General features: G+C 74.9%; 17 protein-coding genes. 11 read left to right on the top strand and 6 right to left on the bottom strand.

The window, feature by feature from the left end:
- Nucleotides 1–26 precede the first annotated feature (26 nt).
- The gene (locus tag ABZ861_RS14300) at nucleotides 27–1,052 is read left to right on the top strand and encodes an AI-2E family transporter (protein WP_361629020.1); all 1,026 of its coding nucleotides are present in this window, start codon (nucleotides 27–29) and stop codon (nucleotides 1,050–1,052) included.
- Nucleotides 1,053–1,342: 290 nt separating this feature from the next.
- On the opposite strand, the gene ABZ861_RS14295 is transcribed toward ABZ861_RS14300, so the two are convergent.
- Complete coding sequence (locus ABZ861_RS14295; RefSeq protein WP_361629017.1) at nucleotides 1,343–3,532, bottom strand: SpoIIE family protein phosphatase; 2,190 nt, start codon at nucleotides 3,530–3,532, stop codon at nucleotides 1,343–1,345.
- A gap of 199 nt (nucleotides 3,533–3,731) precedes the next feature.
- Here ABZ861_RS14295 and aspS point away from each other — a divergent pair, with 199 nt between their 5' ends.
- Complete coding sequence (aspS, locus tag ABZ861_RS14290) at nucleotides 3,732–5,495, top strand: aspartate--tRNA ligase (protein ID WP_361629014.1); 1,764 nt, start codon at nucleotides 3,732–3,734, stop codon at nucleotides 5,493–5,495.
- A gap of 113 nt (nucleotides 5,496–5,608) precedes the next feature.
- On the opposite strand, the gene metG is transcribed toward aspS, so the two are convergent.
- The 4 genes from metG to ABZ861_RS14270 form a co-directional block, all read right to left on the bottom strand.
- Nucleotides 5,609–7,225, bottom strand: a complete 1,617-nt coding sequence (metG, locus tag ABZ861_RS14285) for a methionine--tRNA ligase (protein ID WP_361629011.1) — start codon at nucleotides 7,223–7,225, stop codon at nucleotides 5,609–5,611.
- A gap of 200 nt (nucleotides 7,226–7,425) precedes the next feature.
- Nucleotides 7,426–9,126 (bottom strand): VWA domain-containing protein, encoded by a 1,701-nt coding sequence (locus ABZ861_RS14280; RefSeq protein ID WP_361629008.1) that lies wholly within the window; start codon nucleotides 9,124–9,126, stop codon nucleotides 7,426–7,428.
- A gap of 173 nt (nucleotides 9,127–9,299) precedes the next feature.
- On the bottom strand, nucleotides 9,300–10,250 hold the full coding sequence (locus ABZ861_RS14275) for a hypothetical protein (RefSeq protein WP_361629005.1): 951 nt from the start codon (nucleotides 10,248–10,250) through the stop codon (nucleotides 9,300–9,302).
- A 308-nt stretch (nucleotides 10,251–10,558) separates the two neighbouring features.
- The gene (locus ABZ861_RS14270) at nucleotides 10,559–11,038 is read right to left on the bottom strand and encodes a hypothetical protein (RefSeq protein ID WP_361629002.1); all 480 of its coding nucleotides are present in this window, start codon (nucleotides 11,036–11,038) and stop codon (nucleotides 10,559–10,561) included.
- A 190-nt stretch (nucleotides 11,039–11,228) separates the two neighbouring features.
- Here ABZ861_RS14270 and ABZ861_RS14265 point away from each other — a divergent pair, with 190 nt between their 5' ends.
- The 7 genes from ABZ861_RS14265 to ABZ861_RS14235 all read left to right on the top strand — a co-directional run bounded on the left by ABZ861_RS14265 (nucleotide 11,229) and on the right by ABZ861_RS14235 (nucleotide 19,362).
- Complete coding sequence (locus ABZ861_RS14265) at nucleotides 11,229–12,326, top strand: SpoIIE family protein phosphatase (protein WP_361629345.1); 1,098 nt, start codon at nucleotides 11,229–11,231, stop codon at nucleotides 12,324–12,326.
- A 584-nt stretch (nucleotides 12,327–12,910) separates the two neighbouring features.
- A complete protein-coding gene (locus tag ABZ861_RS14260) occupies nucleotides 12,911–13,996 on the top strand; it encodes a hypothetical protein (RefSeq protein WP_361628999.1) in 1,086 nt (361 codons plus the stop codon).
- Complete coding sequence (locus ABZ861_RS14255; RefSeq protein WP_361628996.1) at nucleotides 13,993–14,178, top strand: hypothetical protein; 186 nt, start codon at nucleotides 13,993–13,995, stop codon at nucleotides 14,176–14,178. The genes ABZ861_RS14260 and ABZ861_RS14255 overlap by 4 nt, the downstream gene beginning before the upstream one ends.
- 112 nt (nucleotides 14,179–14,290) lie before the next feature.
- Nucleotides 14,291–14,653: a hypothetical protein gene (locus tag ABZ861_RS14250; RefSeq protein WP_361628993.1), complete on the top strand. Its 363-nt coding sequence runs from the start codon at nucleotides 14,291–14,293 to the stop codon at nucleotides 14,651–14,653.
- 6 nt (nucleotides 14,654–14,659) lie between these two features.
- Nucleotides 14,660–17,296 carry a caspase family protein gene (locus tag ABZ861_RS14245; RefSeq protein ID WP_361628990.1) on the top strand — a complete coding sequence of 879 codons (2,637 nt, stop codon included), beginning with the start codon at nucleotides 14,660–14,662 and terminating at the stop codon, nucleotides 17,294–17,296.
- 281 nt (nucleotides 17,297–17,577) lie between these two features.
- Nucleotides 17,578–18,984, top strand: coding sequence for an extracellular solute-binding protein (locus ABZ861_RS14240; protein WP_361628987.1), 1,407 nt, complete (start codon nucleotides 17,578–17,580; stop codon nucleotides 18,982–18,984).
- Nucleotides 18,985–19,071: 87 nt separating this feature from the next.
- Complete coding sequence (locus ABZ861_RS14235) at nucleotides 19,072–19,362, top strand: ribosomal protein L7/L12 (protein ID WP_361628984.1); 291 nt, start codon at nucleotides 19,072–19,074, stop codon at nucleotides 19,360–19,362.
- 131 nt (nucleotides 19,363–19,493) lie between these two features.
- On the opposite strand, the gene ABZ861_RS14230 is transcribed toward ABZ861_RS14235, so the two are convergent.
- On the bottom strand, nucleotides 19,494–20,297 hold the full coding sequence (locus ABZ861_RS14230; RefSeq protein WP_361628981.1) for a hypothetical protein: 804 nt from the start codon (nucleotides 20,295–20,297) through the stop codon (nucleotides 19,494–19,496).
- Between the two features lie 604 nt (nucleotides 20,298–20,901).
- Here ABZ861_RS14230 and ABZ861_RS14225 point away from each other — a divergent pair.
- A complete protein-coding gene (locus ABZ861_RS14225) occupies nucleotides 20,902–21,876 on the top strand; it encodes a nucleoside hydrolase (RefSeq protein ID WP_361628978.1) in 975 nt (324 codons plus the stop codon).
- A gap of 321 nt (nucleotides 21,877–22,197) precedes the next feature.
- Nucleotides 22,198–23,877 (top strand): glycoside hydrolase family 13 protein, encoded by a 1,680-nt coding sequence (locus tag ABZ861_RS14220; RefSeq protein ID WP_361628975.1) that lies wholly within the window; start codon nucleotides 22,198–22,200, stop codon nucleotides 23,875–23,877.
- Nucleotides 23,878–24,051: the final 174 nt, after the last annotated feature.

Genomic DNA, 24,051 nt, shown 5'->3' with positions numbered 1-24,051 from the left:
GGACGGGGGCGTGGTGCGCTGGTGGGGTGCGCCTGTTGCCCGAGCCCGTGAGACGTCTCGCCGCCTGGTGCGCCGTCGCGCTGCTGGTCTCCGGGACGGTGTGGATCGGCGTGCGGCTGTGCGCGCAGTTCCGCACGACCGTGACGCCGGTGCTGCTGGCGCTGCTGGGGACCGCTCTGCTGCGGCCTCTGTTCCGGCGGCTGGTGCACGCGCGGGTCAACCGTTCGCTCGCCGCCGGGATCACCTGCGCCGCCGTCCTGGTCGTGGTCGGCGGGGTCGGCTACATCGTCGCCGTCGCGCTGATCGGCAGCGGGCCGCAGATCGCCGCCTCCCTGGAGAACGCGGCCAAGGCGGTCGCCGCGCACTTCGGGGCGGCCGGGACCTCCCTGAAGGACCTCGCCGCGCACGGCAGGGAGCTGCTGGGGAAGTTCGGCGGGACGGCCGTGTCCAATGTGGTCAGCGGGGTCAGCGTGGTCGCCGAGTACGGCGCCATGGCGGTCCTCGCGCTGCTGCTCGTCTTCTTCTTCCTGCGCGACGCCCACCGGGCGCTGGCCGCGCTGCGCTCCCTCTCGCCGGGCGGGAGCGCGGACACGGTGGAGGCCGCGGCCCGGCGGGCCTTCTCCGCCGTCGAGGGCTTCATGCGGGGGACCACGCTCATCGCGCTCATCGACGCCGTCTGCATCACCGTGGGCCTGCTCGTTCTGAGGGTGCCGGGCGCCGTCGGGCTGGGCGCGCTGGTCTTCGTCGGCGCCTACATCCCCTACCTGGGCGCCTTCGTCTCCGGCACCGTGTCCGTGCTGGTCGCGTTCGCCGACCGGGGCGTCGTCGTCGCGCTGTGGGCGCTTGGCGTGGTGCTGGCCGTGCAGGTGCTGGAGGGGCACGTGCTCCAGCCGGTGATCCAGAGCCGGACCGTGCAGATGCATCCGGCGGCGGTGCTGCTGGCGCTCACGGCGGGCGCCTCGGTCGCCGGCATCCTGGGCCTGCTGCTCGCGGTGCCGCTGACCGCGGCGGCCTTCGGCATCGCCCACGAACTGCGGCAGCGGTACGGCTGAGGGCGCGCCGGCATGCCCGCGCTCGCATACTCCCTCGCGGCCCGCCCGCGATGGCGCCGACTGCCCCGCGCGGCCCGTTCGGCCACGGCGCCGACCGTCTCCCGGCCGGTCCGCGATGGCTGACTGCCTTGCGGCCCGTCCGGCGACGGTGCCGACTGCCTCCCGGCCTGTCCCGCGACGGTGCTGACGGCCTCGGGGCCCGTACGGTCACGGCGCCGACCGCCTCGCGGCCCGTCCGGCCACGGCGCCGACTGCCCCCCGCGCCCCGTCCTGCCACGGTGTCCGCCGCCCTACCGCTTCGGGCACGGGGGCGGCTCGTACAGGTCGAACCAGATGCTCTTGCCGACCCCGCGCGGCTCCACGCCCCAGGCGTCCGCCAGCAGCTCCATCAGCACCAGGCCGCGGCCGGAGGAGGCCAGCTCCCCCGGGCGGCGCTTGTGCGGCAGCTCGTCGCCGGCGTCGGTGACCTGGACCCGCATGCGCCGCTCGCCCTTGTGGCCGCTCACCTCGGCGAGCAGCAGCGCGTCGGTGTCGGTGTGCACCAGGACGTTGGTCAGCGTCTCCGACACCAGCAGCACCGCGGAGTCCACCTGGTCGGGGCAGGACCAGTCGTGCAGGAGTTCGCGCAGTTGGTGCCGGGCCACCGCGATCTGCTCCGGCTCCGCCTGCGCGACGGTCAGCAGGGTGCGCCGCACCTCGGGCGCCGGGCCGCCGGGGGTCTCGTGGCGGCTGAGCAGCAGGACGGCGATGTCGTCCTCGCGGCGGTCGGCGAGCGGACCGGTGGTGTAGTGCGAGGAGGGCCCGTGCACGCCCTGGACGAGCGCGTCGGCCAGCTCCTCCAGGTCGCCCTCGTGCCCCTCCAGGATGGCGCGGATGCGCTGCCACCCGGTGTCCAGGTCGTGGCCGCCGGTCTCGATCAGGCCGTCGGTGCAGACCATCATCGTCTCGCCGGGCTCCAGGACGAACCGGGTGGTGGGGTAGTCGGCGTCCGGGTCGATGCCGAGCGGCAGGCCGCCCGCCGTCGGACGCTCCAGAACCGTGCCGTCGGCCATGCGAATCACCGGGTCCGGATGCCCGGCGCGGACCACCTCCAGGACGCCGGTGTGCGGATCGACCTCCGCGTACAGGCAGGTCGCGAACCGCACGTCGGAGAGGTCGGCGCCGTGGCCGTCGTCCCCGCCGCCGTCGGCGTGTCTGTCGCCGCAGCCGCGTCCGCCGACGACGCCGTGCAGGAACCGGGAGGCGCGGGAGAGCACCGCGTCCGGGGGATGGCCCTCGGAGGCGTAGGCGCGCAGCGCGATGCGCAACTGGCCCATCAGGCCCGCCGCCCGCACGTCATGGCCCTGTACGTCCCCCATGACCAGCGCGAACCGCCCGGAGCCCGACTCGTCGAGGCGGCGGGCCGGGCCGCCGGGCAGCGGGATCATGTCGTACCAGTCGCCGCCGACCTGGAGGCCGCCGCCGGTGGGCACGTACCGGGCGGCCACGTCCATGCCGGGGACCTCGGGGCCCAGCGTGGGCATCATCGACCGCTGGAGCCCGTCGGTCAGCTCCCGCTCGGTCTCGGCGGCGCTGGCCCGGGACAGGGCCTGGGCGAGCATCCGGGCCACCGTCGTCAGCACCGAGCGCTCGTCGGGCGTGAACGCCACCGGATAGGCGAACGCGGCCATCCAGGCGCCCTGGGTGCGGCCCCGCGCGATCAGCGGCAGGAACGCCCAGGAGCGGCGGTTGAACCGCTGGGCGAGCGGCCAGGTGACCGGGTAGCGGTCCCGGTACTCCTCCGGCGAGGAGAGGTAGACCGCCCGGCCGGTGCGCACCACCTCGGCGGCCGGATAGTCCGTCTCCAGCGCCATCTGCGCGAACGGGCCCTCGTCGCCCGTCTGGTGCCCGTAGTACCCGATGATCGTCAGCCGGTCGGCCTCGGCGCCGAAGACGGCCAGCCCGTCCGGCGAGAACCCCGGCATGGACAGCCCGGCCGCCACGCGCAGCACCTCGGCGGTGGACCGGGCCTCGGCCAGCGCCCGCCCGGCGTCCAGCAGGAACGCCTCCCGCGAGCGCCGCCAGTCGCCGGTGACCGCGCTGACCCCGGCCGGGGAGCCCGGCGTCGGCTCGGTGACCTCCTGGAGGGTGCCGATCAGCTCGTACGCCTTGCGGCGCGCGTCGTAGGACGGCCGGGAGCGGCTGCGCACGACCCGGATGATCCGGCCCCGCTCGTCCATGACCCGGAAGCGCACCTCGGCCAGGGTCTGCTCGGCGGCGGCGAGCTGTACCACGCCGGTGATCTCGTTCCAGTCGACCGGATGCAGCCGGTCGCGCACCTCGGACTCCGCGAGGACGGCCGGCCGGGCGGGCAGCCCGAGCAGCCGGGCCGCCTCGGCGTCGACCGAGACCAGCTCAGCGGCGGTGTCCCAGTGCCACACTCCGGTCGCGAGGGAGGCGAGGACGTCCCCGACGGCGGGCAGCGGGTCGCCAGTGCGCATTGCCCCACTTTAGGGAGATGCGATCGGTACCTGCCACCCTGGGAGGACGGCCGTCGCGGTGGGGACCCCCTAGAGAGGCGGCCGGTACGCTTGACGGGTCCGGGCCCCGTGCCCGTTCCCGCCGAGGAGAGCATCCTCGGCGCACCACCTGGGCGCACCACCACCTGGGCACTCCACGAACGAAGGACGATGAACGACGATGCATCGGTACAGGTCCCACACCTGCGGCCAGCTCCGCGCCTCTGACGTCGGCGCCGGCGTCCGGCTCAGCGGCTGGCTGCACAACCGGCGCGACCTGGGCGGCATCCTCTTCATCGATCTGCGCGACCACCACGGCATCACGCAGCTCGTCGCCCGTCCCGGCACGCCCGCCTACGAGGCCCTGGACAAGCTGTCCAAGGAGACCGTCGTCCGGATCGACGGCGCCGTTGTTTCACGTGGAACCGAGAACGTGAACTCCGACCTGCCCACCGGCGAGATCGAGATCGAGGTCAGTGACGTGGAGGTGCTGGGCGAGGCCGCCCCGCTGCCGTTCACGATCAACGCCGAGGACGGGGTCAACGAGGAGCGGCGCCTGGAGTACCGCTTCCTGGACCTGCGCCGCGAGCGCATGCACCGCAACATCATGCTGCGCACCGCCGTCATTTCAGCGATCCGCCACAAGATGACCGCGCTGGGCTTCAACGAGATGGCGACGCCGATCCTGTCCGCCACCTCCCCCGAGGGCGCCCGCGACTTCGTCGTCCCCTCCCGCCTGCACGCCGGCCGGTTCTACGCCCTGCCGCAGGCCCCGCAGCAGTTCAAGCAGCTCCTGATGATCTCCGGCTTCGACCGGTACTTCCAGATCGCGCCCTGCTTCCGCGACGAGGACGCCCGCGCCGACCGCTCGCCGGGCGAGTTCTACCAGCTCGACGTCGAGATGAGCTTCGTCGAGCAGGAGGACGTCTTCCAGCCGATCGAGCGGCTCATGACCGAGCTGTTCGAGGAGTTCGGCGGCGGCCGCCACGTCACCTCGCCCTTCCCGCGCATCCCGTTCCGCGAGGCGATGCTGAAGTACGGCTCCGACAAGCCGGACCTGCGCGCCAAGCTGGAGCTGACCGACCTCACCGACGTCTTCGCGGGCTCGGAGTTCAAGGCGTTCGCGGGCAAGCACGTGCGCGCGCTGGCGGTGCCGGACGTCGCCGCCCAGCCGCGCAAGTTCTTCGACCAGCTCGGCGACTTCGCGGTCGCGCAGGGCGCGAAGGGCCTGGCCTGGGTGCGCGTCGGCGAGGACGGCTCGCTGACCGGTCCGATCGCCAAGTTCCTCACCGAGGACGACGTGGCCGAGCTGACCAAGCGGCTGTCGCTGGCCCCCGGCCACGCGGTGTTCTTCGGGGCCGGCGAGTTCGACGAGGTCTCCAAGATCATGGGCGCGGTGCGGGTCGAGGCCGCCAAGCGCGCCGGGCAGTTCGAGGAGAACGTCTTCCGCTTCTGCTGGATCGTCGACTTCCCGATGTACGAGAAGGACGAGGAGACCGGCGCGATCGACTTCTCGCACAACCCGTTCTCCATGCCGCAGGGCGGCCTCGAGGCGCTGGAGACCCAGGACCCGCTGGACGTCCTCGGCTGGCAGTACGACATCGTCTGCAACGGCGTCGAGCTGTCCTCGGGCGCGATCCGGAACCACGAGCCGGACATCATGCTCAAGGCGTTCGAGATCGCGGGCTACGACCGCGAGACGGTGGAGGACAAGTTCGCCGGCATGCTCCGCGCGTTCCGCTTCGGCGCCCCGCCGCACGGCGGCATCGCGCCGGGCGTCGACCGCATCGTCATGCTGCTGGCCGACGAGCCCAACATCCGCGAGACCATCGCGTTCCCGCTCAACGGCAACGCCCTGGACCTGATGATGGGCGCGCCGACCGAGCTGGACGAGTCCCGCCTGCGCGAGCTGCACCTGTCGGTGCGCAAGCCGCAGCCGAAGTAGCCGCTCCGGCGCACGACGAAGGGGTGGGGCCCGGCCGTTCGCCGGGCCCCACCCCTTTTTCCGTTCACGTGCTCCGGTCGCGTTTTCCGTGCGCGTGCTCCGTGCGCGCCGGGTCAGGCGGCGGGCTTCTCCTCCAGGCGGGGGAAGAGCACCGCGCCCTTGGTGACCCTGGCGCCGGCCGGGAGCTGTCCCCAGGCGCCGGCGTCCTGGACCCGCTGGTCGGCCAGCGCGCCCAGGGAGGCTTCCGCGCCGAGGGAGTCCCACAGCTTCTGGGAGGTCTCCGGCATCACCGGGTTCAGCAGCACGGCCACCGCGCGCAGGGACTCGGCCGCCGTGTAGAGGATGGCGGCCAGGCGGGCCTGGCCCTCCTCGCCGGGGTCCTTGGCGACCTTCCACGGCTCCTGCTCCGTGAGGTAGCCGTTGACCTGCTTGACGAAGTCGAACACGGCCAGGATGCCGCCCTGGAAGTCCAGCTCGTCGCCGATCTTCCGGTCGGCCTCCGCGACCGCGCGGGCGAGCCCCGCCTGGACCGCCTTCTCGGCCTCGCCGTCGGCCGCGCTCTCGGGCAGCGCGCCGTCGAAGTACTTGCCGACCATGGCGGCCACGCGCGAGGCGAGGTTGCCGAAGTCGTTGGCCAGCTCGCTGGTGTAGCGGGCGGAGAAGTCCTCCCAGGAGAAGGCGCCGTCCTGGCCGAAGGCGATCGCCCGCAGGAAGTACCAGCGGTACGCGTCCACCCCGAAGTGCGACGTCAGGTCCTGCGGCTTGATGCCGGTCAGGTTCGACTTCGACATCTTCTCGCCGCCGACCATCAGCCAGCCGTTGGCCGCGATCTTGCGGGGCAGCGGAAGGCCCTGCGCCATCAGCATGGCCGGCCAGATGACCGCGTGGAACCGGAGGATGTCCTTGCCCACGAGGTGCACGTCGGCCGGGAAGGTCGACTCGAACTTCGCCGGGTTCTCGTTGTAGCCGACCGCCGTGGCGTAGTTCAGCAGCGCGTCGACCCACACGTAGATGACGTGCTTGGGGTCCCAGGGGATCGGGATGCCCCAGTCGAAGGTCGACCGGGAGATGGACAGGTCCTGGAGGCCCTGGCGGACGAAGTTGACCACCTCGTTGCGCGCCGACTCGGGCTGGACGAAGCCGGGGTTCGCCTCGTAGTGGGCGAGCAGTCTGTCGCCGTACGCGCTCAGCTTGAAGAAGTAGTTCTCCTCGCTGAGGGTCTCCACCGGCTTCTTGTGGACCGGGCACAGCTTCAGGCCCGCGAACTCGCCCTCCCCGTCGAGCAGCTCGCCGGGGATCTTGTACTCCTCGCAGCCCACGCAGTACGGGCCCTCGTAGCCGCCCTTGTAGATCTCGTCCTTGTCGAAGAGATCCTGGACGAACTCCTGCACACGGTCCGTGTGCCGCTTCTGCGTGGTGCGGATGAAGTCGTCGTTCGCGATCTCCAGGTGCTCCCAGAGCGGGCGCCACGACTCGGTGACGAGCTTGTCGGCCCACTCCTGCGGGGTGACCCCGTTGGCCTCGGCCGTGCGCATGATCTTCTGACCGTGCTCGTCCGTGCCGGTGAGGTACCACACCTTCTCGCCGCGCTGCCGGTGCCAGCGCGTGAGCACGTCCCCTGCGACGGTCGTGTAGGCGTGGCCCAGGTGAGGAGCGTCGTTGACGTAGTAAATGGGGGTGGAGACGTAGAACGCCTTGTCACCCTGCTTCTCGGATCCAGTGGCCGCCATGGCGAAATCCTACTGGCCCCGTGAAGATCGACTCACATGCGTTTCAGGTCGCGGACGGCGGCGAGGGCGGGACGCGCCCGGCCGCCGTCCGCGTTCTGCCCGCGTTCTGCCCGCGCCCCGTCCGCGCTCCGTCCGCGCCTCTTCCGCCGTCGCGGCGGTGCGGCGGCGGTGCGGCAGAGGTCGCGGCCGCGGCAGGGCGGCTACGGGCGCCAGGCGGCCAGGACGCCCGCGTACACCTCCACGTCCGTCAGCTCGCGGGGGGCGGGGCCCGCGGCGAAGAAGGACGTGTTGCCGGTCCTCAGCCTGCGCAGGTAGTCGAACGCCTTGCCGTCGCGCTCGCCGAAGGCGACGAAGGAGAAGAACACGTCGGGGCGGTTCCTCGCCGCGTCGGCCAGGGCCTGGGTGGCGGGGGTCTTGGCGTCGGGGGCGCCGTCCGTCTGGAAGACCACCAGGGCGGGGGCGCCGGCGTCCGTCTTCTCGTGCCGCGCGAGGACCGCCTCCACCGCCGCGTGGTAACTCGTCCGGCCCATCCGGCCGAGGGACGCGTGCGCCTCGTCGATCGCGTTCTCGTGCGCGGCGAGGGTCAGGTCGGCGGCGCCGTCGACCTCGGTGGAGAAGAACGTCACCGCGACCGCGGCCTCGGGGTCGAGGTGCGCGGCGAGCGCGAGCGTCTGCTCGGCCAGGGCCTGTGCGGAGCCGTCCGCGTAGTACGCCCGCATGGAGGAGGACCGGTCCAGCACGAGGTAGACCTTCGCGCGGGCGCCGGTCAGCCCCTTCTCCTTCAGCACGGCGCCGGCGGCCTTGTAGGCCGTGACGAGGGCGGGCGCGCGGGACTTCAGCCGTGCGAGGGAGGTCGCGGGCTGCGGCTTGGGGGTGAGGGCACCCGGGGCGTCGGGGGTGAGGGGGGTGCCGCCGGGGGTGAGGGGGGCGGCCGGCTCGGCGGTGGCCTGGGGGGTGGGTGCCTGGGTGGCGGGGGTCGCTGCGGGTTCCGGGGTCTGGAGGGTGGACGCCTGGGGCTCGGGGGTTGCCAGGGGCTCGGGGATTGCTTCGGGTTCGGGGGTCTGAAGGGTGGGCGCCAGGGGCTCGGGGGTGACGAGCGCGGGAGCCTGGGGGGCGGACGTGAGGGGCGCTTCGGGCTTGGGCTCGGGTTCCGCTTCGGGGTGCGGCGCCGCCTCGGCCGGGGTCTCTCCGTCGCCCGCGGCGGCCGTGCGGGACGCGTCGTCGCTGGGTGCGGGGGCGGCGGCCGGTTCCTGCCCCGTGGCCGGGTCGGGCGCGGCGGTGACGGCCGGTTCCGTCGCCGCGGCGCCGTCCGGCTCAGCGGTAGGTGCAGGCGCCTGCTCTGGCTCGGGCTGCGCCTGGGGCGCCTCGGCCTTCTCCTCCGGGCCCCGGGCCTCCTCGGCCTCCGGGGCGGCTTCGGCCGCCGAGACGACCTCGGTCTCTGGCGCCGGGATCTCGTCGGCCTCCGGGGCCTTCGGGGCGGCTTCGGTCTCCGGGGTCTTCGGGGCGTCCCCGGCCTCCGGAGCCGCTTCGGCCTCCCGGGCCTGCGGGATCTCCCCGGCCTGCGCGGTCTGCGCGTTCTCCGCCGTCTCCCGGCGGGGCGGGTCCACCGGCTGGGCGGGGGCGGGGACCGTGACGTTGTCGAAGGCGGACGACACCAGGTCGTGCTCCGCGCGCTCCTCGCGGGGGGCGGAACGGGGCTCGGGGACGTGCGCCGTGGCCGGGGGCTCGGGAACAGGCGCCGGAGACGGCGCCGGGACCTCGGCCGGGGCCTGCGGCTCGGGCTGCCGCGCAGCCGTGGGGGTCGGCTCCTGAGCCGGAACCTGTTCCGCACCCTCTGCTTCGGCCGCACGCTCCTGGCGTGACCGGCCGAACGCGTTCCGCAGGCGAGTGAGAATGCCCATGTGCGCTGCCCTTCGCGTGAGTTGTCCCGTCAATCCCTGGCCAGGACGGACACGTAAGGTTAGCGGCCCCCGACGACGTTCTCGGGCAGGGGAGAGCGCGGGGGGCGGCAGGACCGTGTCGGGGACGCCCGCGCGCACCGTCGGTCAGGGCGCCCCGGACGCGGGCGGCGCGGTCAGGCCCGTACGCGCGGCGGCTCCGGCGCCTGGGCCGGACCCTGCGCCTCGGACGCGCGCCCGCGTCGCCCGAAGGGCAGCCGGAGGCGCGGACGGGGGCCGGAGCGGCCGGCGCGGCGGCGGGTGAGCCAGGTCAGCGCGGCCACCCCCAGGCCGAGCGCCATCAGCAGCCAGGACGCCGTGCGCAGGGTGGACGTCAGGGCGTCGTAGACGGTGCCCGCGGCCGGCTGGGATACCTCGGCGGGCAGGTCGGAGAGGGTCAGGCTGCGGCCGACGGCGAGGGCGAGGGCGAGCAGCGCGCCGCCGAGCGCGGTGCCGAGCGCGGTGGCGACGACGGCCATGCGCCGGCGGGCGGCCAGCGCGATCCCCGCGGCGGCGAACACGACGGCCGAGACGGGGAGCCAGAAGCCGGCGACTTCGAGCATGTGGAACCCCTTCCGCAGACGGCCCAGGTCGTGGGCCGGGAGCAGGGCGACCTCGGTGTGCTGCACCGGGATGCGGTTGGCGAGCGGCACGTGGTCCTGGGCGAGCCGAGCCTTGACGTGGGCGGTGACGGGCGCGAGGTCGACGGTGACCGCGTGGTCCCGCTCGTCGCGCAGGGCGCTCAGGACGGCGTCGTGCGCGGCCCGGTTGCCCTCGTCCCAGGCCGTGCGGAAGGCGGCGGTCTGGGTGAACGACCGCACCGCGTCGTGCACGAAGGGCGACACCGTGCCGCGCATCAGCCGGGAGTCCGTCCCGTGGCCGATCCCGTGCACGATGCCGTCGCCGACGGTCTGGGCGACCGCGTCGCGCACGTCCGGGTCGCCGGCGAGGGGCGCCATGGCGGTGACGTAGCGCCCGGTGTCGGCGAGCCCGTAGGCAGCCCAGGCCGACAGCGCGCCGAACGGCACGAGCAGGCACGAGAGGGCGATCAGGACGGCCGACAGGCCGCTGCGCAGGCTACGGGACACCCTCCCAGCGAAGGCTCCCGGCGCCGTCCGCGCCAGTGTGGGCGGGCGATCGGGTGACCCGCGCTCCCTCCGACGCGGCCGACCCGGTCTGCGTGCCCGCGCCGACGTACCGAGAGACGGTCCGCTTGGGCGCGCCGACGTACCCGAGAGACGGTCCGCTTGGGCGCGCCGACGTACCCGAGAGACGGTCCGCTTGAGCGCGCCGACGTACCCGGGAGACGGTCCGCTTGGGCGCGCCCGTACGCGTAGGCGGTCCACCGGACGTGCCGACGCGGCCGCGCCGACCCGCCCGGCCGCGGCGCCGGACGTCAGCCCGCGCGGTGACCGCCCGCGGCCTCGTGCGGGGAGACGCGCTCGTGCGTGGAGAACCGGTAGAAGCACATCAGGCCCACGCCCCCCGCGCACAGCAGGCCCAGCAGGATGGTGAGCGGGACCGTGTCGCCGGCCTGGTGGAACAGGAAGCCGAAGGCCGCGCCGCAGAAGAGCGCCCAGGCGACGGCGTGCAGTTCGTAGGGGAGCCGCGGCGCCACGGTCAGCACGGCCGCCATCAGGACGGCGAACACGACCGCGCTGACGAAGCCGAACGCGACGTTCCCCGCGGTGATCGGTCCGCCGGAGCGCCGGACGGAGGCCGCCCACAGCCCGTAGACCAGGCCGATGGCGAGGGGGATCGCCCACCGTCCCAGGGCGTGCGCCCGCGGGCCGAAGAGGTCGGGCGGCCGGGCGGGGAGAGGGGAACGGGCGCCGACGGGCGCGGTGCGGGCGGGTACCGGTGCCGTGTGAGCCATGGAGTGCTCCTCCTCGTCACTCGTCGCCCCCGTTCTCCAGGGCACACCGGGGGAGGGGCGCTGGCAAGTCGGGGTGCGGCCGGTGTCCGCCTGTGGTTCGCTGGGGGCCGTGAGCGAGGGTCGCCCGGACGTCGCGGGCCGCCAGCCGTTTCTGCGGGTGCGGGGCCGCAGCGTGGCCTGGCTGGCGCCCATGGCGCTGCTCGTGACGATCCTGGCGGTCGACTGGAACACCGGCGGGGTGTTCCGCATCCTGTCGTGGGTCGTGCTGGTGCCCGCCATCAGCGCGACGATCTGCGGAGTGTGGACGACGGCCGCTTTCGCCGTGCTGGCGATGGCCTGCTACGTCCTGTCGGACAGCGCCTGGCCGCACCAGTACCGCTTCGGACTGCCCGACTTCATCCTGGTCGCCGCGGGCGGGGTGCTCGCCGTGCTGGTCTGCGCGGTGCGCTGCCGCGGGGAACTGATGATGCTGCACATGGAGAACGTGGCGGAGACCACCCGTCGCGTCGTGCTGCGCCCGCTGCCCCCGGTCTGGGGCGGGCTGGAGCACGCCGAGGTGTACCTCGCCGCGGACTCCGCCGCCCGCATCGGCGGCGACTTCTACGACATCCAGCCCGGTCCCCACGGCACCCGGGTCCTGGTCGGCGACGTCCAGGGCAAGGGGCTGGGCGCGGTGGAGACCGCCGCCGCGCTGCTCGGCACCTTCCGCGAGTCCGGCTACCACGAGAATGATCTGGCGACGGTCGGCGGCCGCCTGGAACTGCGCATGCTGCGCCACCGCGAGCACAGCAGGGCGTCCGGCCGGGGCGACGGCGGGCGCTTCGCCACGGCCGTCCTGCTCGACTTCCCCGAGGACGACCGCGGCAGCGTCCGGGTCGTCAACTTCGGGCACGAGCCGCCCCTAGTGGTCGGCCCCTCGGGGGTGCGGCAGCTTCCCTACGGCGAGGCGCTGCCGCTGGGGCTCGCCGACCTCACCGAGGAGGGGCTGCCGGCGGTGCGCTGCGCGGCGCTGGCCCCGGGCGAGACGCTGCTGCTGTTCACGGACGGCGTCACGGAGGCCCGGGACAGCTTCGGCGCGTTCTATCCGCTCGCCGCCGAGGTGTGCCGCGCCCTCGCCGCGGACCCGCGCACCGTCGAGCCGGAGCGCCTGGTCGCCTGCGTCCGGGACGGCACGCTGCGCCACGGCGGCGGGCGCGTGAGCGACGACACGACGATCTTCGCGGTCCGGCGGGCCGCCGCGCGCACTCCCCGCATGCCCAGGCCCGTCGGCGGCCGCTCCCCACGGTGACCGGCGCGGCTTCTGGCGCCGACCGCACTCCATGGTGACCGGCACAGCCCTTGGCGCCGACCGCACTCCAGGACCGCACTCCAGGGTGACCGGCACAGCCCTTGAGCCGACCCCGTGCCTACGCCCCCACGATGCCTGTCCTCCACGCCTACGCCCTCGCCCCGCCGGTCCCCCGCGCCTGCGCCCCCGCCATGCCTGTCCCCGGCGCCGATCCCGCGCCCCTGCCCCGCTGGTTTTCTGCGCCGATCCCGCGCCGCCGCCCCTGCCCCGCCGGTCCCCGGCGCCGATCCCGCGCCTCTCGCCGCGTCTACGCTCCCGCCGCCTCGCCAGCCTCCGACGCGACCCCCCGCGCCGACCCCGCGTCTCCCGCCGCGTGTACGCCCTCGCCGCGCCGCCCCCCACCGCAACCCCCGACGCCCCCCCCGGCCCCCGCGGCGCCGACGCCCTTGCCCCCGGCCAGCGCTGTGACCGGCGTCTTCCCGGCGGCAGCGGTTACGGTGGCGCCGTACGCGAAGGACGGGCCGCCGTGCGCGGCCGCGACCGGCGCCGTACGCGACCGACGGAGACACCCACGCGGGGGGACCATGCCCGGAACCGTGCTGCTGCTCGCGGCCTCGCCCGTGGGCCGGGGGCGCCTGGTGGACGCCGCCTCCGTGCTCCCGGCGCTGGCCGCCGTCGAGCCCGCCGTGCTGTCCGGCACGGCGACCGCCAGCGTCGTCGAACTCGCCGACCCGCTGGAGCCGCAGGCCGTCCTCACCCGGCTGCGGGCCGCCGCGGCCAGTCCCGGACCGCTGACCCTCTACGTCACCGGCCAGCTCCAGTCCGACCGCCGCCAGCGCCTGCCGCACCTGGCGCTGGCCCGCACCGCCCCGGCCACCGTCCGCTACACCGCCCTGCCCTGGCACTGGCTGCGCGAGGAGCTGCGGCTGCGCGCCGACGGCGCCACCACGCTCGTCGCCGACCTGCACGCGGACGCGGAGAGCTGGCGGCTGCTGGGCGAGCGCGGACCGGGCGGCCTGGACGCGGGCCGCAACGTCGCCGTGTACGGCCGGGTCGCGCCCCCGCCCCGCCGGCGCACGGTGGCCGTCCCGGCGTACATGAAGGCCGTCGCGACGATCCTGCGCAGCGGGCGCCGCCCCGCCCCGGAGGACCTGCACCAGCAGGCGCTGGCGCGGCTGGCCGGAGAGCAGGCCGGCCGGGCGGAGGCCGGACCGCAGCTCGTGCTCGCGCCCCGGCGCGCCGAGGCGGCCGATCCGCACGCCGCCGTCGCCGCCTGCGTCCGGGCAGGGCGGCACGGCGACGCCGACGCGCTCGCCGCCCGCTGGGAGCGGGCCGCCGCCCAGGCGCACGGCTCGGCCTCCGAGGACGCGCTGCACTGGACGGAGGTACGGGCCGACCTGGCGATGCTCGCGGGGGACGCCGCCGGAAGCTGCCGCGCCTGGCTGACCGTGGCCGCCACCCGCCTCTCCCTGGGCCAGAGCGGCGACTCCCGGGCGGTCGAGGCCGCCGTCGACCGGGCGCACCACCAGTGGGGGCGGATCGCCGATCCTGGCCGTGCCCGTGAACTAGGTCTGCTTCTGGCCGAGTTGCGCGGCCGGGTGCCGGGCTCTAGGGCGGGCGCGCTGGACCACGTACGGCAGGGGCTGCGGCAACTCCAGCCGCAGGAATGACGCGCGCCGGAGGGGCGCCGGAAACGTCGGCGACGGCGACCGGCGGGAACGGCTGGACCGGCGAGGACGGCGACCGGCGCGAGAGCGGCTGGACCGGCGAGAGCGGCGACCCGCGCGGGAGCGGCGGCGCGGACGACCGCTGGGCCGCGGCGGAGGCGCCGAGGGCGCCCGCTCGGAGGTGACGGGGACGCGCGCGCGGCGGCGGTGAAAAGCCGCCAAGTACGACCATACGTCAGTTGTTCAGTGCGGTACGACCCTCCCCACGGGGCGCCGACGGCGCCAGAATGACGAAGTATGGCTGAGGGGGAGGGCGTGGCCGGCCGCAGCATCCGGGTCCGGCTGGACGGGAGCGCGAGCAACGGCGACGTAGCCGCGCTGAAAACGTGGCTGGAGCGCGAGAAACCGCTGGAGGAACAGGTCCGCGCCGGGCGGTTGCAGATCCTGGAGCGGCCGCGCCCCGACGGGCCGCCCGGACACATGGGCGCGGGCATGGAGATCCTGCTCGCCGTCGTCACCGCGGGCGCCGACGTGGTGTTCAACGAACTGCTGGCGCAGGTCAAGCGGGCGGTGTCGGCGTGGCTGGAGAACCGGCGACGGGTGGAGCGCGGCGAACCACCCGAGCCCCGCGTGGATCCGGTGCGCTCCGACGGGGGATAGCGGCCGGTGAGTCGTCTCGACCCGCGAGGGCGGGTGAACCGTGCGCTGCTGGTCGGCGTCTCGGAATACGACCACGTCCACCCCGGCGACGGGGTCCCCGGCTGCCTTCCCGCCGTCGCGCGCAACCTCGAACTGCTGGAGCAGACCCTGCTGAAGGGCGGGGTGTTCGGCGAGGAGGACGTCGTCGCGTGCTCCTCGCCGACCCTGGACGACTTCACCGACGAGCTGCACCGCGCCGCCCGCGCCGCCGACGGACTGCTGCTGTGCTACTTCGCCGGGCACGGCGCCGTGCCGAGCGCGGGCGACGAGCTGTTCCTCCAGATGCGCAACGCACGCGTGGTCGCGGGCGGCCAGGCGGTGTTCCCGGGCGCGGACGCCTTCAGAGGGGTGCTCACCGTGCTCGCCGCCAGCCACGCCCAGCGGATCGTGGTCGTCCTGGACTGCTGCTACGCGGGCAACGCGGCCAAGGTCTGGCACGACTTCGCCCACCGGCACCGCATCATGCTGCTGATGAGCGTGCAGGCCAACCGCCTGACGTACTCCGGCGACGGCGCCGGTCCCACGCCGTTCACCGGCGAACTCGTGCGGCTGCTCGGCGCGGACGGCGAGCTGTCGGCCGCGGAGCTGTCCGCGGGGCTGCGCGAGGGCATGCGGCGGGCGGGGCTCACCACGGACTCCGGGGACCCGTGGGAGCCGCAGTGGGTCGCCGAGCCGGACACGGACGCGCTGCTGACCGCGCGGCCCGCGGGGCCGGACCGGCTGATCCCCCCGCCCCAGCCGACGATCGACCCGTGGCCGCTCAGAGCCCTACGGGCCGGAGTCAGGGCCCTACGGGCCGCCGTCAGGGCCCTACGGGCCGCCGCGGGACTGCTCGCGGCGTTACCGGGCGCCGCGCGGCGCCGGGCCCGCGCGGCGCGCCGCTGGTTCCGCAGGCGGAGCCGCCCGGTCCGGGCCGTCCTGATCGCCGCCCTCGTGCTGGCGCTCGCGGGCGCCGGGCTCGGCGGCTACCGGATACTCGGCCCCGGCGGCGGCCCCGCCTGCGCGCCGCCGCTGGAGCTGCGGCTGCTGACCGACCCCGACCTGGAGACCGCGATCCGCGGCGCCGCCGACGCGTATCTCACCTCCGGCGCCGACACCACCGGGTCCGGATGCCGCCGCAGCGGCATCACCGTCTACAGCTCCGGGACCAACGGCGTGCTCACCGCGCTGCGCGAGCAGACCGAGGCGTGGCGGAACCCGACGGAAGACGACGACGACCCGCAGCGGGACATCGGGCCGCAGCCGGACGTGTGGATCCCCGCCTCGCTCGCGGACGTCCCCCGGGCCGCCCCCGTCGACAAGACCGGCCAGGACTCCAGCTTCGTCGACCTCAGCGCGGACAAGGCCCCCTTCGCGTACTCCCCGGTGGTGCTGGCCGTGCCGCGGAGCGCGGCGCCCGCGCCGGGCGACCGTGTCGGGCTCCCCCTGTCCCGGCTGGTCCAGGGCCTGGGGCAGGGCAAGCGCCCGATGGTGCTGCGCGCCGACCCGGAGACCACCGACGCCGCGCTGCTGGCGACGATCGGACTGTACGACGGAGCGGGCGGCGACGTGCGCGGCGCCGAGCACAGCGCACGGCTCAACGGGCCGCCCGCCGCGGACGCCCACGACATGCTGTGCCCGCCGCCCTACGCCGCCGCCAAGGGCGGTCAGACCGCCCCGCTGGTACCGGAGTTCAAGCTCAGAAGCGACGTCTCCTGCCCCGGGGCGGACTCCACGCCGCGCATCGCCGAGTACCCGGTCGACGTGCCGGCCCTGACCCCCACGTTCGTGCGGGTGCGCTGGTTCGCCGGCGAGTGGGACGTGGGGGCCCGCGACGGCGCCGTAGCGCGCTTCCACCAGTGGCTGACCGGCCCGGAGGGGCGGGCCGCGCTGGGCACAGCGGGCTTCCGCTCGGCGGCGGGCGGGCATCCGCTGCTCGACCCCGGCCCGCCGGCCGCGGGCGTGCTGGCCGCCCCGGCGACGTTGCCGGGCGCGGCCGGGCAGGCGGCGATGGACACGGCGCTGGCGCGCTACCGGGGCGCCACCGGACCCGGCCGGGTGCTGTACCTGCTGGACAGCTCCAGCTCGATGGGAGACCACTGGCAGTCCGCCAGCGGAGGTCCGGCCCTCGTCAAGCAGTCCCTGAACGGCCTCGGCCCGCAGGACCAGTACGGGGTGTGGTCGGTCTACGGCACCGGCGGCGCCTCCGCGCACACGCAATTGCTGGGCGTCGGCGCCCACACGCGTGCGGAGGCCGAAACCGCCGTCGACGACGCCCGGTTGAAGGACGCCGACGCCGATCCGCACGCGGCCCTGCTGGAAGCCCTGGACTACCTGGGGCGCCTCAGCGCCGACGAGCCGCGGCCGACGCTGATCGTCTACCTCACGGACGACGAGGACGTCGACCGGCTGGCGACCGGCGGCAGCCTCGACGAGGTGACGGAGCGGGCACGGGAGACGAAGATCCCGGTGGACATGGTGTCCCTGGTCGCGGCGTCCTGCGACGACGGGCGCCCGGACACGGTGGTCGCCCAGCAGAGCCACGGACGCTGCATCGACGCGGGCGAGGACATCGGCAGGAGCCTGCACGAGGAGGTCGCACGCATGGGGACGGGGGAGCGCTGATGCCGGCACGGACCGGGCCCGCAGGGCCCGTAGGACCCCTAGGAGCCGTACGGCCCTTACGGCTCCTAGGGGTCCTGCGGCTCCTAGTGCTCTTACGGGCCTTACGACCCCTGCGGGCCCTAGGGGCCCTAGGACTCCGAGGACCCCTACGACCCGTGCGGCCCCTACGGGCTCTAGAACTTCTACGGCCCCTACGGCCCCTACGGTCCCTACGGCCCCTACGAGTGCTCCAGCCCTCACGTTCCCCTCGGCCTCCGCGCGCCTCGTGGACGCTGCGGCCCGTGCGGCGGGCGCGCTCGCGCTCCGTGCGGCGGCTGGCGCCGCTCTGTCTGCTGTCCCTGCTGCTGCTCGCGACCGGCGCCTGCACCAGGAGCGCTCCCCGCCCGGCGGCGACGGCCGCCGACTTCGGGGCGGGACCGATCGTGGTGGCCAGCGGCCGCGACGTGACCGGCAAGGACGGCGTCCGCCAGCGGCTGATCGACGCCTGGAACGACAAGCAGAGAGACCAGGGAACCGGCTACCGCGCCCGCCTGGTCGAGCTGCCCGGCTCCGCCGACGAGCAGCGCAGCCAGCTCCTGGGCGCCCTCCAGTCGGGCAGCTCCTCCTACGACGTGGTCAACCTGGACGTGACCTGGGTGCCGGAGTTCGCCGAGGCGGGCCTGATCGAGCCGCTGCCCGACGACATGGTCGACTCCGACGTCATCCCGCCGGTGGCCGCGACCGCCCGCTGGAAGGGCCGGGTCTACGCGGTGCCGTTCAACAGCGACGTCGGGCTGCTCTACTACCGGCGTGACTACTTGCGCGCGGCCGGCTACGACGACGCCTCGTTCAGCGCGAACCTGACGTGGTCGACGCTTCAGGAGCGGGGTGAGGCCGTCGAGACGCAGGCGGATCACCCCAAGGAGTTCCGCACGTGGACCACCCAGCTCGCCCCGTACGAAGGGTTCACGGTCAACGCCCTTGAGGCGTTCGCCTCCGCCACGACGGACTTCTCCCTCACCGACGCCTCCGGCCGCTACACGGCCACCCGCCAGGAGCTGACGGACGGCATCACCGAGCTGCGGCGGCGCGTCGAGAGCCCGTACACCCTGGCGGCGGCCAAGGACTCCTATGAGCCGCAGTCGCTCGGTTCCTTCACGGAGGGCCACACCGTCTTCCTGCGGCACTGGCCCTACGCCTACAGCACGCTCCACCAGACCTTCAACGACGAGCAGTTGGGCGTCGCCCCGCTGCCCGGCCGGGCAGTGCTCGGCGGGCAGAACCTGGCCGTGGCCAGCGCCTCGCACCGGTCCAAGGGAGCGGCCGACCTGATCAGTTACCTCACCACCGCCGAGAGCGAACGCTGCCTGCTGGACGCGGGGTTCGCCGCCACCCGGGTGAAGACGTACCAGCAGGACTCGGTCAGGTGCCCCCCGGCGGCCTCGGCCGCGAGCCCGTCGGCGTCACCGGGCGGAGAGAGCGCCAAGAGCAAGATGCCGCGGGACGCGGCCGGCCGCCCGCAGTACGCCCGCGGCATCCTGCTCCCGGCGCTGCGCAGTGCGGTCCTGCGCCCGCGCACCCCGTTCTACGGCGCCTTCACCCAGACGTTCACCGACACACTGCGGCCCCTGCTCGACGGCGATCCGCCCAGTGACGCCGTGCTGGCGGGACGGCTGGACGCGGCCCTGCGCAAGGTGCTGCCGCACTGAGCGGCGGGGCGGCAGCGGTGGCCACGGGCGCGTCAACGTGGCCGGAAAAGCTCACAGTTGGCGTACTTTCGTTCCTAAGATGGCCGCATGGACATCACGTTGTTCCTTGTCGGCGTCATCGGGGTCGGGGCTGTGTTCGTCGTGGCCGGCGGCCTGGAGAGCCGGTTCTCCCGGGTCGACCGTCGCTTGGCGCGGGTCGAAGGCAAACTCGATCTGATCCTCGACCACTTGGGGCTGCGTGAGGACGAGCCGTGGCGGGACGAGGTGGTCGAACTGGTCCGCGCGGGACGGAAGATCGAGGCGATCAAGGTGTACCGGAAGGCGACGGGCGCGGGTCTGCCCGAGGCCAAGGACGCCGTGGAACGCATCGCCACCTGACCTGGCGACTGTCGAGACCGTCGGTCCTGTCGGCGGGCGCGGCGCCGTCCGTGGGGACTGTGAGGCTTGTAGGCGGGCGTGCCGCCGTCCGTGGGGACTGTCGGGCTTGTCGGCGGGGGCGCTGCCGTCCGTCAGGCCTGGGCGCGGGCCCGTTGCCGGACGTCGGTCAGGCGCCGGGCGCCGAGCTGGACGGCCTCGGCCGTGATGTCCGGCGGGGCGGCGCCGAGGGCGCCGTCGGTCAGCGTGATCGCGTCGTCGCCGACCCGCACGGCGGCGACGACCAGGACCAGGGTCGTGCCGGTCCCCTCGTCGTACTCCTCCGCCTCCTCCCCGGCGTTCGTCGCGGTGAAGGTGATCCGCAGCCCCTGGCCGGCGTCCCCGATCTTCGGCAGCCCGAGGTCGGCGACCTGCACGTTCTGCGTGCCGGACCGGGTGGTCGTCGCCTCGAAGCTGGCGCAGTCCCTCGGCAGCGTCGCCAGCCAGGACAGGGCGCGGTCGGCGTCCGCCGGGTGCGGCGAGAGAACCTGGTAGCGCATCTGGGACTGGTCGTCGGCGTCGTCGAAACCGGCCACGGCCCCGGGGCCGACCGGGGCGCCGAGGGGCTGGTCGGCGTAGAGGGCGTCGAGCAGGCGCTGGCACTGCGGCAGGTTCGTCCGCGCCTTGAGCACACCGTCCCGCCAGGTCGCCGCGCCCTGGGTCGGCCCCCAGGGCGCGCCCATGTCGGCCTCGGTCAGCAGCGCGGCCCGCGCCTGGGCGGCGGTGAGCGCGGCGGCGCCCGGCGCGGCGGAGGCGGCCGGACGGGTGGCCGCGGCGGCCGACCCGGGGGCGTCGCCGGTCGTCGCCGGCCGCCCGGCCGCACAGGCGGAGGCCGCCAGCAGCGCGGCCCCGCACAGCGCGGAGGCGGGAAGGAGACGGGCGACCGTGGGACGGTGCATGAGCGGGTGCCTCCAACGTCGTGCTGCGAACCTGAGCGCCGGCGCCGCCCGAGCGCACGCCCGGCCGGTCCTCCCACCGCACCACCCGCCCGCCGCCCCCGCGACGCGGGCGGTCCGCGCGGGTGAGGCCGCCCCACGGACGGCTCACGGAAGCGGCGCGGTGGGTGAGGCGCGGTCGGTGAGGCACCGCCCCGGGCGGCCCGCGGCCCGCGGCCCGCGGCGCGCCGTAGCGGCGGGCGGCACCCGGCAGACGGCCGGCATCCGGTGGGCGGGCGGCAGGCGGCCCACCGCACGTGGCAGGCGGTACCTGGCAGGCGGCACACGGCACACCGCACCCGCCAAGCGGCAGACCCGCACGTGGCAGACGGCACCCGTCAGGCGGCAGGCGGCCCACCGCACGTGGCCCACTGCACGTGCCAGGCGGCACCTGGCAGGCGGCGCACGCCACACCGCACCCGCCAAGCAGCCCACGGCACACCGCACCTGCCAGGCACCAAGCGCCGCACCCGCACGCAGCAAGCGGCGCCGCGCCGCGGCGGACTGCGAGAGGGACCGGCCGACGCGTAGGGTCGCCGGATCGGATCGCCTGCCAGGGAGTCCCGCCGTGACTGGTCTGCCCGCCCCCGCCCTTCCCGTGATCATCGACTGCGACACCGGCGTCGACGACGCGCTCGCCCTGCTGTTCGCGGTCCGCTGCCCCGGTCTGGAGCTGCGCGCGGTGAGCTGCGTGGCCGGGAACACGGACGTGGACCAGGTGGTGCGCAACACGCTGACCGTGCTGGAGCAGGCGGGCGCCCCGGACGTCCCCGTCGCCCGGGGCGCCGCGCGCCCGCTGATCGAGCCGGTGCGCCCCGCGCACCACGTGCACGGCCGGGACGGCATGGGCGACCTCGGGCTGCCCGCGCCGTCCCGCCGGCCCGCCGACGTGGACGCGGTGACGCTGCTGCGCCACGAGATCCTGGCCTCGCCGCGCCCGGTCACCCTGATCCCCACCGCGCCCCTGACCAACATCGCCCTGCTGCTGCGCACCCATCCGGAGGTGACCGAGAACATCGAGCGGATCGTGTTCATGGGCGGCGCGGTGGCCGCCGGGAACGCCACGGCGGTCGCCGAGTTCAACGTGTGGCACGACCCGGAGGCGGCGGCGATCCTGCTCACCGCCGGAGTGCCGACGACGATGTACGGGCTGGACGTGTTCCAGCGGGTGATCGTCCCGGCCGGGGACGTGCGGCGGCTGCGTGCGAGCGGCGAGCCGGGCGCGCGGCTGGCGGGGCGGCTGCTGGCCCACCGCGACCCGGCCACCGGCGAGGACGGCCTGGCCGGCGGGCTGGGCGACGCGGGCGCGGTCTGCTCGGCGGCCGACCCGGCGGGGCTCACCTCGCACCGGCTGCCGGTGGAGGTGGTCCTCGCCCCGGGCCCCGCACGCGGCCAGACGGTCGTCGACCGCCGCCCCCGCCCCGGCGAGGCGGAACTGCACGGCGAGGCCCGCGAACAGCCCCTCGTCGACGTGGCGCTGGACGTCGACGCGGAACGGTACGTGAAGCTGTACCTGGCCGCCGTGGAGGGGACCGGACGCTAGCGCCGTGCCCGGACAGCTCACCGGCTCGCGAGGCTCTGGCGCCGCGCCCCGCAGCACCGGCGGTCGCCGAGGCTCCGCCGAGACGCCCTCCTCCGCCTGGCGGCGGTGGTGCACGACGCCAGAGCCCCGCCCTGATCACCCTGATCACCCTGGATCGGCCTGAACGGCCTGCCCCGGTCTGATCCCGGACGGAAGACCCTGAGAGCGCCCCCTGAGTGCACCGCGAGGTTCGCTTGCGCGGCGATCGGGACAGAGTTCCCCTTGGCGCTCGGTGCCGCCCGCCGCCCGACCGCCGTCCCGACGCGCCGAACAGGAGACCGCGTGAGCGACCAGCCCGCCCCCCAGGACCCGCCGCCGCCCGACCTGTCCTCCCGCGACCCCGACTGGTGGCGCCAGGCAGTCGTCTACCAGGTGTATCCGCGCAGCTTCTGCGACGCCGACGGCGACGGGCTCGGCGATCTCCGGGGCGTCACTCAGCGCCTCGGCCACCTCGCCGCGCTCGGCGTGGACGCGGTGTGGCTCAGCCCGTTCTACCCCTCCGAGCTGGCCGACGGCGGCTACGACGTCGCCGACCACCGCGACGTCGACCCTCGCCTGGGCGACCTGGACGACTTCGCCGCCCTGGTCGCCGAGGCCCACCGGCTGGGCCTGAAGGTGATCGTCGACCTCGTCCCCAACCATACCTCCCGGCTGCACCCCTGGTTCGAGGAGGCGCTGCGCGCGGGCCCCGGCGCCCCGGCCCGCGACCGGTACGTCTTCCGCGACGGAAAGGGCGAGCACGGCGAACTCCCGCCGACCGACTGGCAGTCCGTCTTCGGCGGCAGCGCCTGGCGGCGGGTCCCGGACGGGCAGTGGTACCTGCACCTGTTCGCCCCCGAGCAGCCGGACCTCAACTGGCGCTGCGAGGAGGTCCGCGCCGACTTCCGCGCCACCCTGCGGTTCTGGTCCGACCGGGGCGTGGACGGCTTCCGCGTCGACGTGGCCCACGCCCTGGTCAAGGACCTGGACGAGCCGCTGCGCGACGTCGGGAACGTCGGCGTCACCGGAGAGGACGCGCTGCCCCGGATGGCGCCCGGCAGCCACCCGTACTGGGACCGGGACGAGGTGCACGAGATCTACCGCGACTGGCGCGAGATCTTCGACGCCTACGCGCCGCCCCGCGCGGCCGTCGCCGAGGCGTGGGTCCCCGACGACCGGCGCGCGCTGTACGCCCGCCCGGACGAACTGGGCCAGGCGTTCAACTTCGAGTACCTCCAGACCGATTGGGACGCCGACGAGCTGCGCCGGGCCGTCGGCCGGGCGCTGGCCTCCGCGCGCGCCGCGGGCGCGTCGGCCACCTGGGTGCTCTCCAACCACGACGTCGTGCGGCACACCTCGCGGCTGATGCTGCCGCCCGGCGCCGACGACAACGCCTGGCTGATGTCCGGCGGCCGCGCCCCGGCCGTCGACGCGGCGGCCGGACTGCGCCGGGCCCGCGCCGCGACTCTGCTGATGCTGGCACTGCCCGGCGCGGCCTACGTCTACCAGGGCGAGGAACTGGGCCTGCCCGAGGTCGCCGACCTGCCGGTCCAGGTGCTCCAGGACCCGATCTGGGAGCAGACCGGCCACGTCCGCAAGGGCAGGGACGGCTGCCGGGTGCCGCTGCCGTGGACGGCTGACGGGCCGTCGTACGGCTTCGGCGCGGGCGCCGCCTGGCTGCCGCAGCCGCCGTCCTTCGCCTCGTACGCGGTCGAGGTCCAGGACGGGACGGAGGGCTCGACGCTGGAGATGTACCGCACGGCCCTGCGGCTGCGCCGCAAGCTGCTCGCGGGCGAGACGCTGACCTGGACGGAGGACGCCCCGCCCGGGGTGCTCGCGTTCGCCCGGTCCGAGGGCTGGCGATGCGTGACCAACCTGTCGGCCACGGACGTCCCGCTGCCGCCGGGCGAACTGCTCCTGAGCAGCACCCCCCTCCCAGCCCCCCGCCGCCTACCACCGGACACCACCGTGTGGCTGGCGTAGGACGCCGCGCCACCAGAGCACGCAGGCCCGAAGGGCCCCGGGGTTCGCTAGGCCCCGGGGCCGCCGTGCCTCCCCGCCCCCGGACCACACACCCTGTACCCGCACGCGGCGGCACAGCGGCGCTCGTATGTTCCTCCCCCTTCGTGACCGACGCCATGAAATGGATCAAGCCGG

Source organism: Streptomyces sp. NPDC046985 (genome assembly GCF_040644415.1).
Taxonomy (GTDB): Bacteria; Actinomycetota; Actinomycetes; order Streptomycetales; family Streptomycetaceae; genus Streptomyces.
Note: the sequence above shows the minus strand (reverse complement) of the source record. Positions and strands in the feature narration are given on the sequence as shown.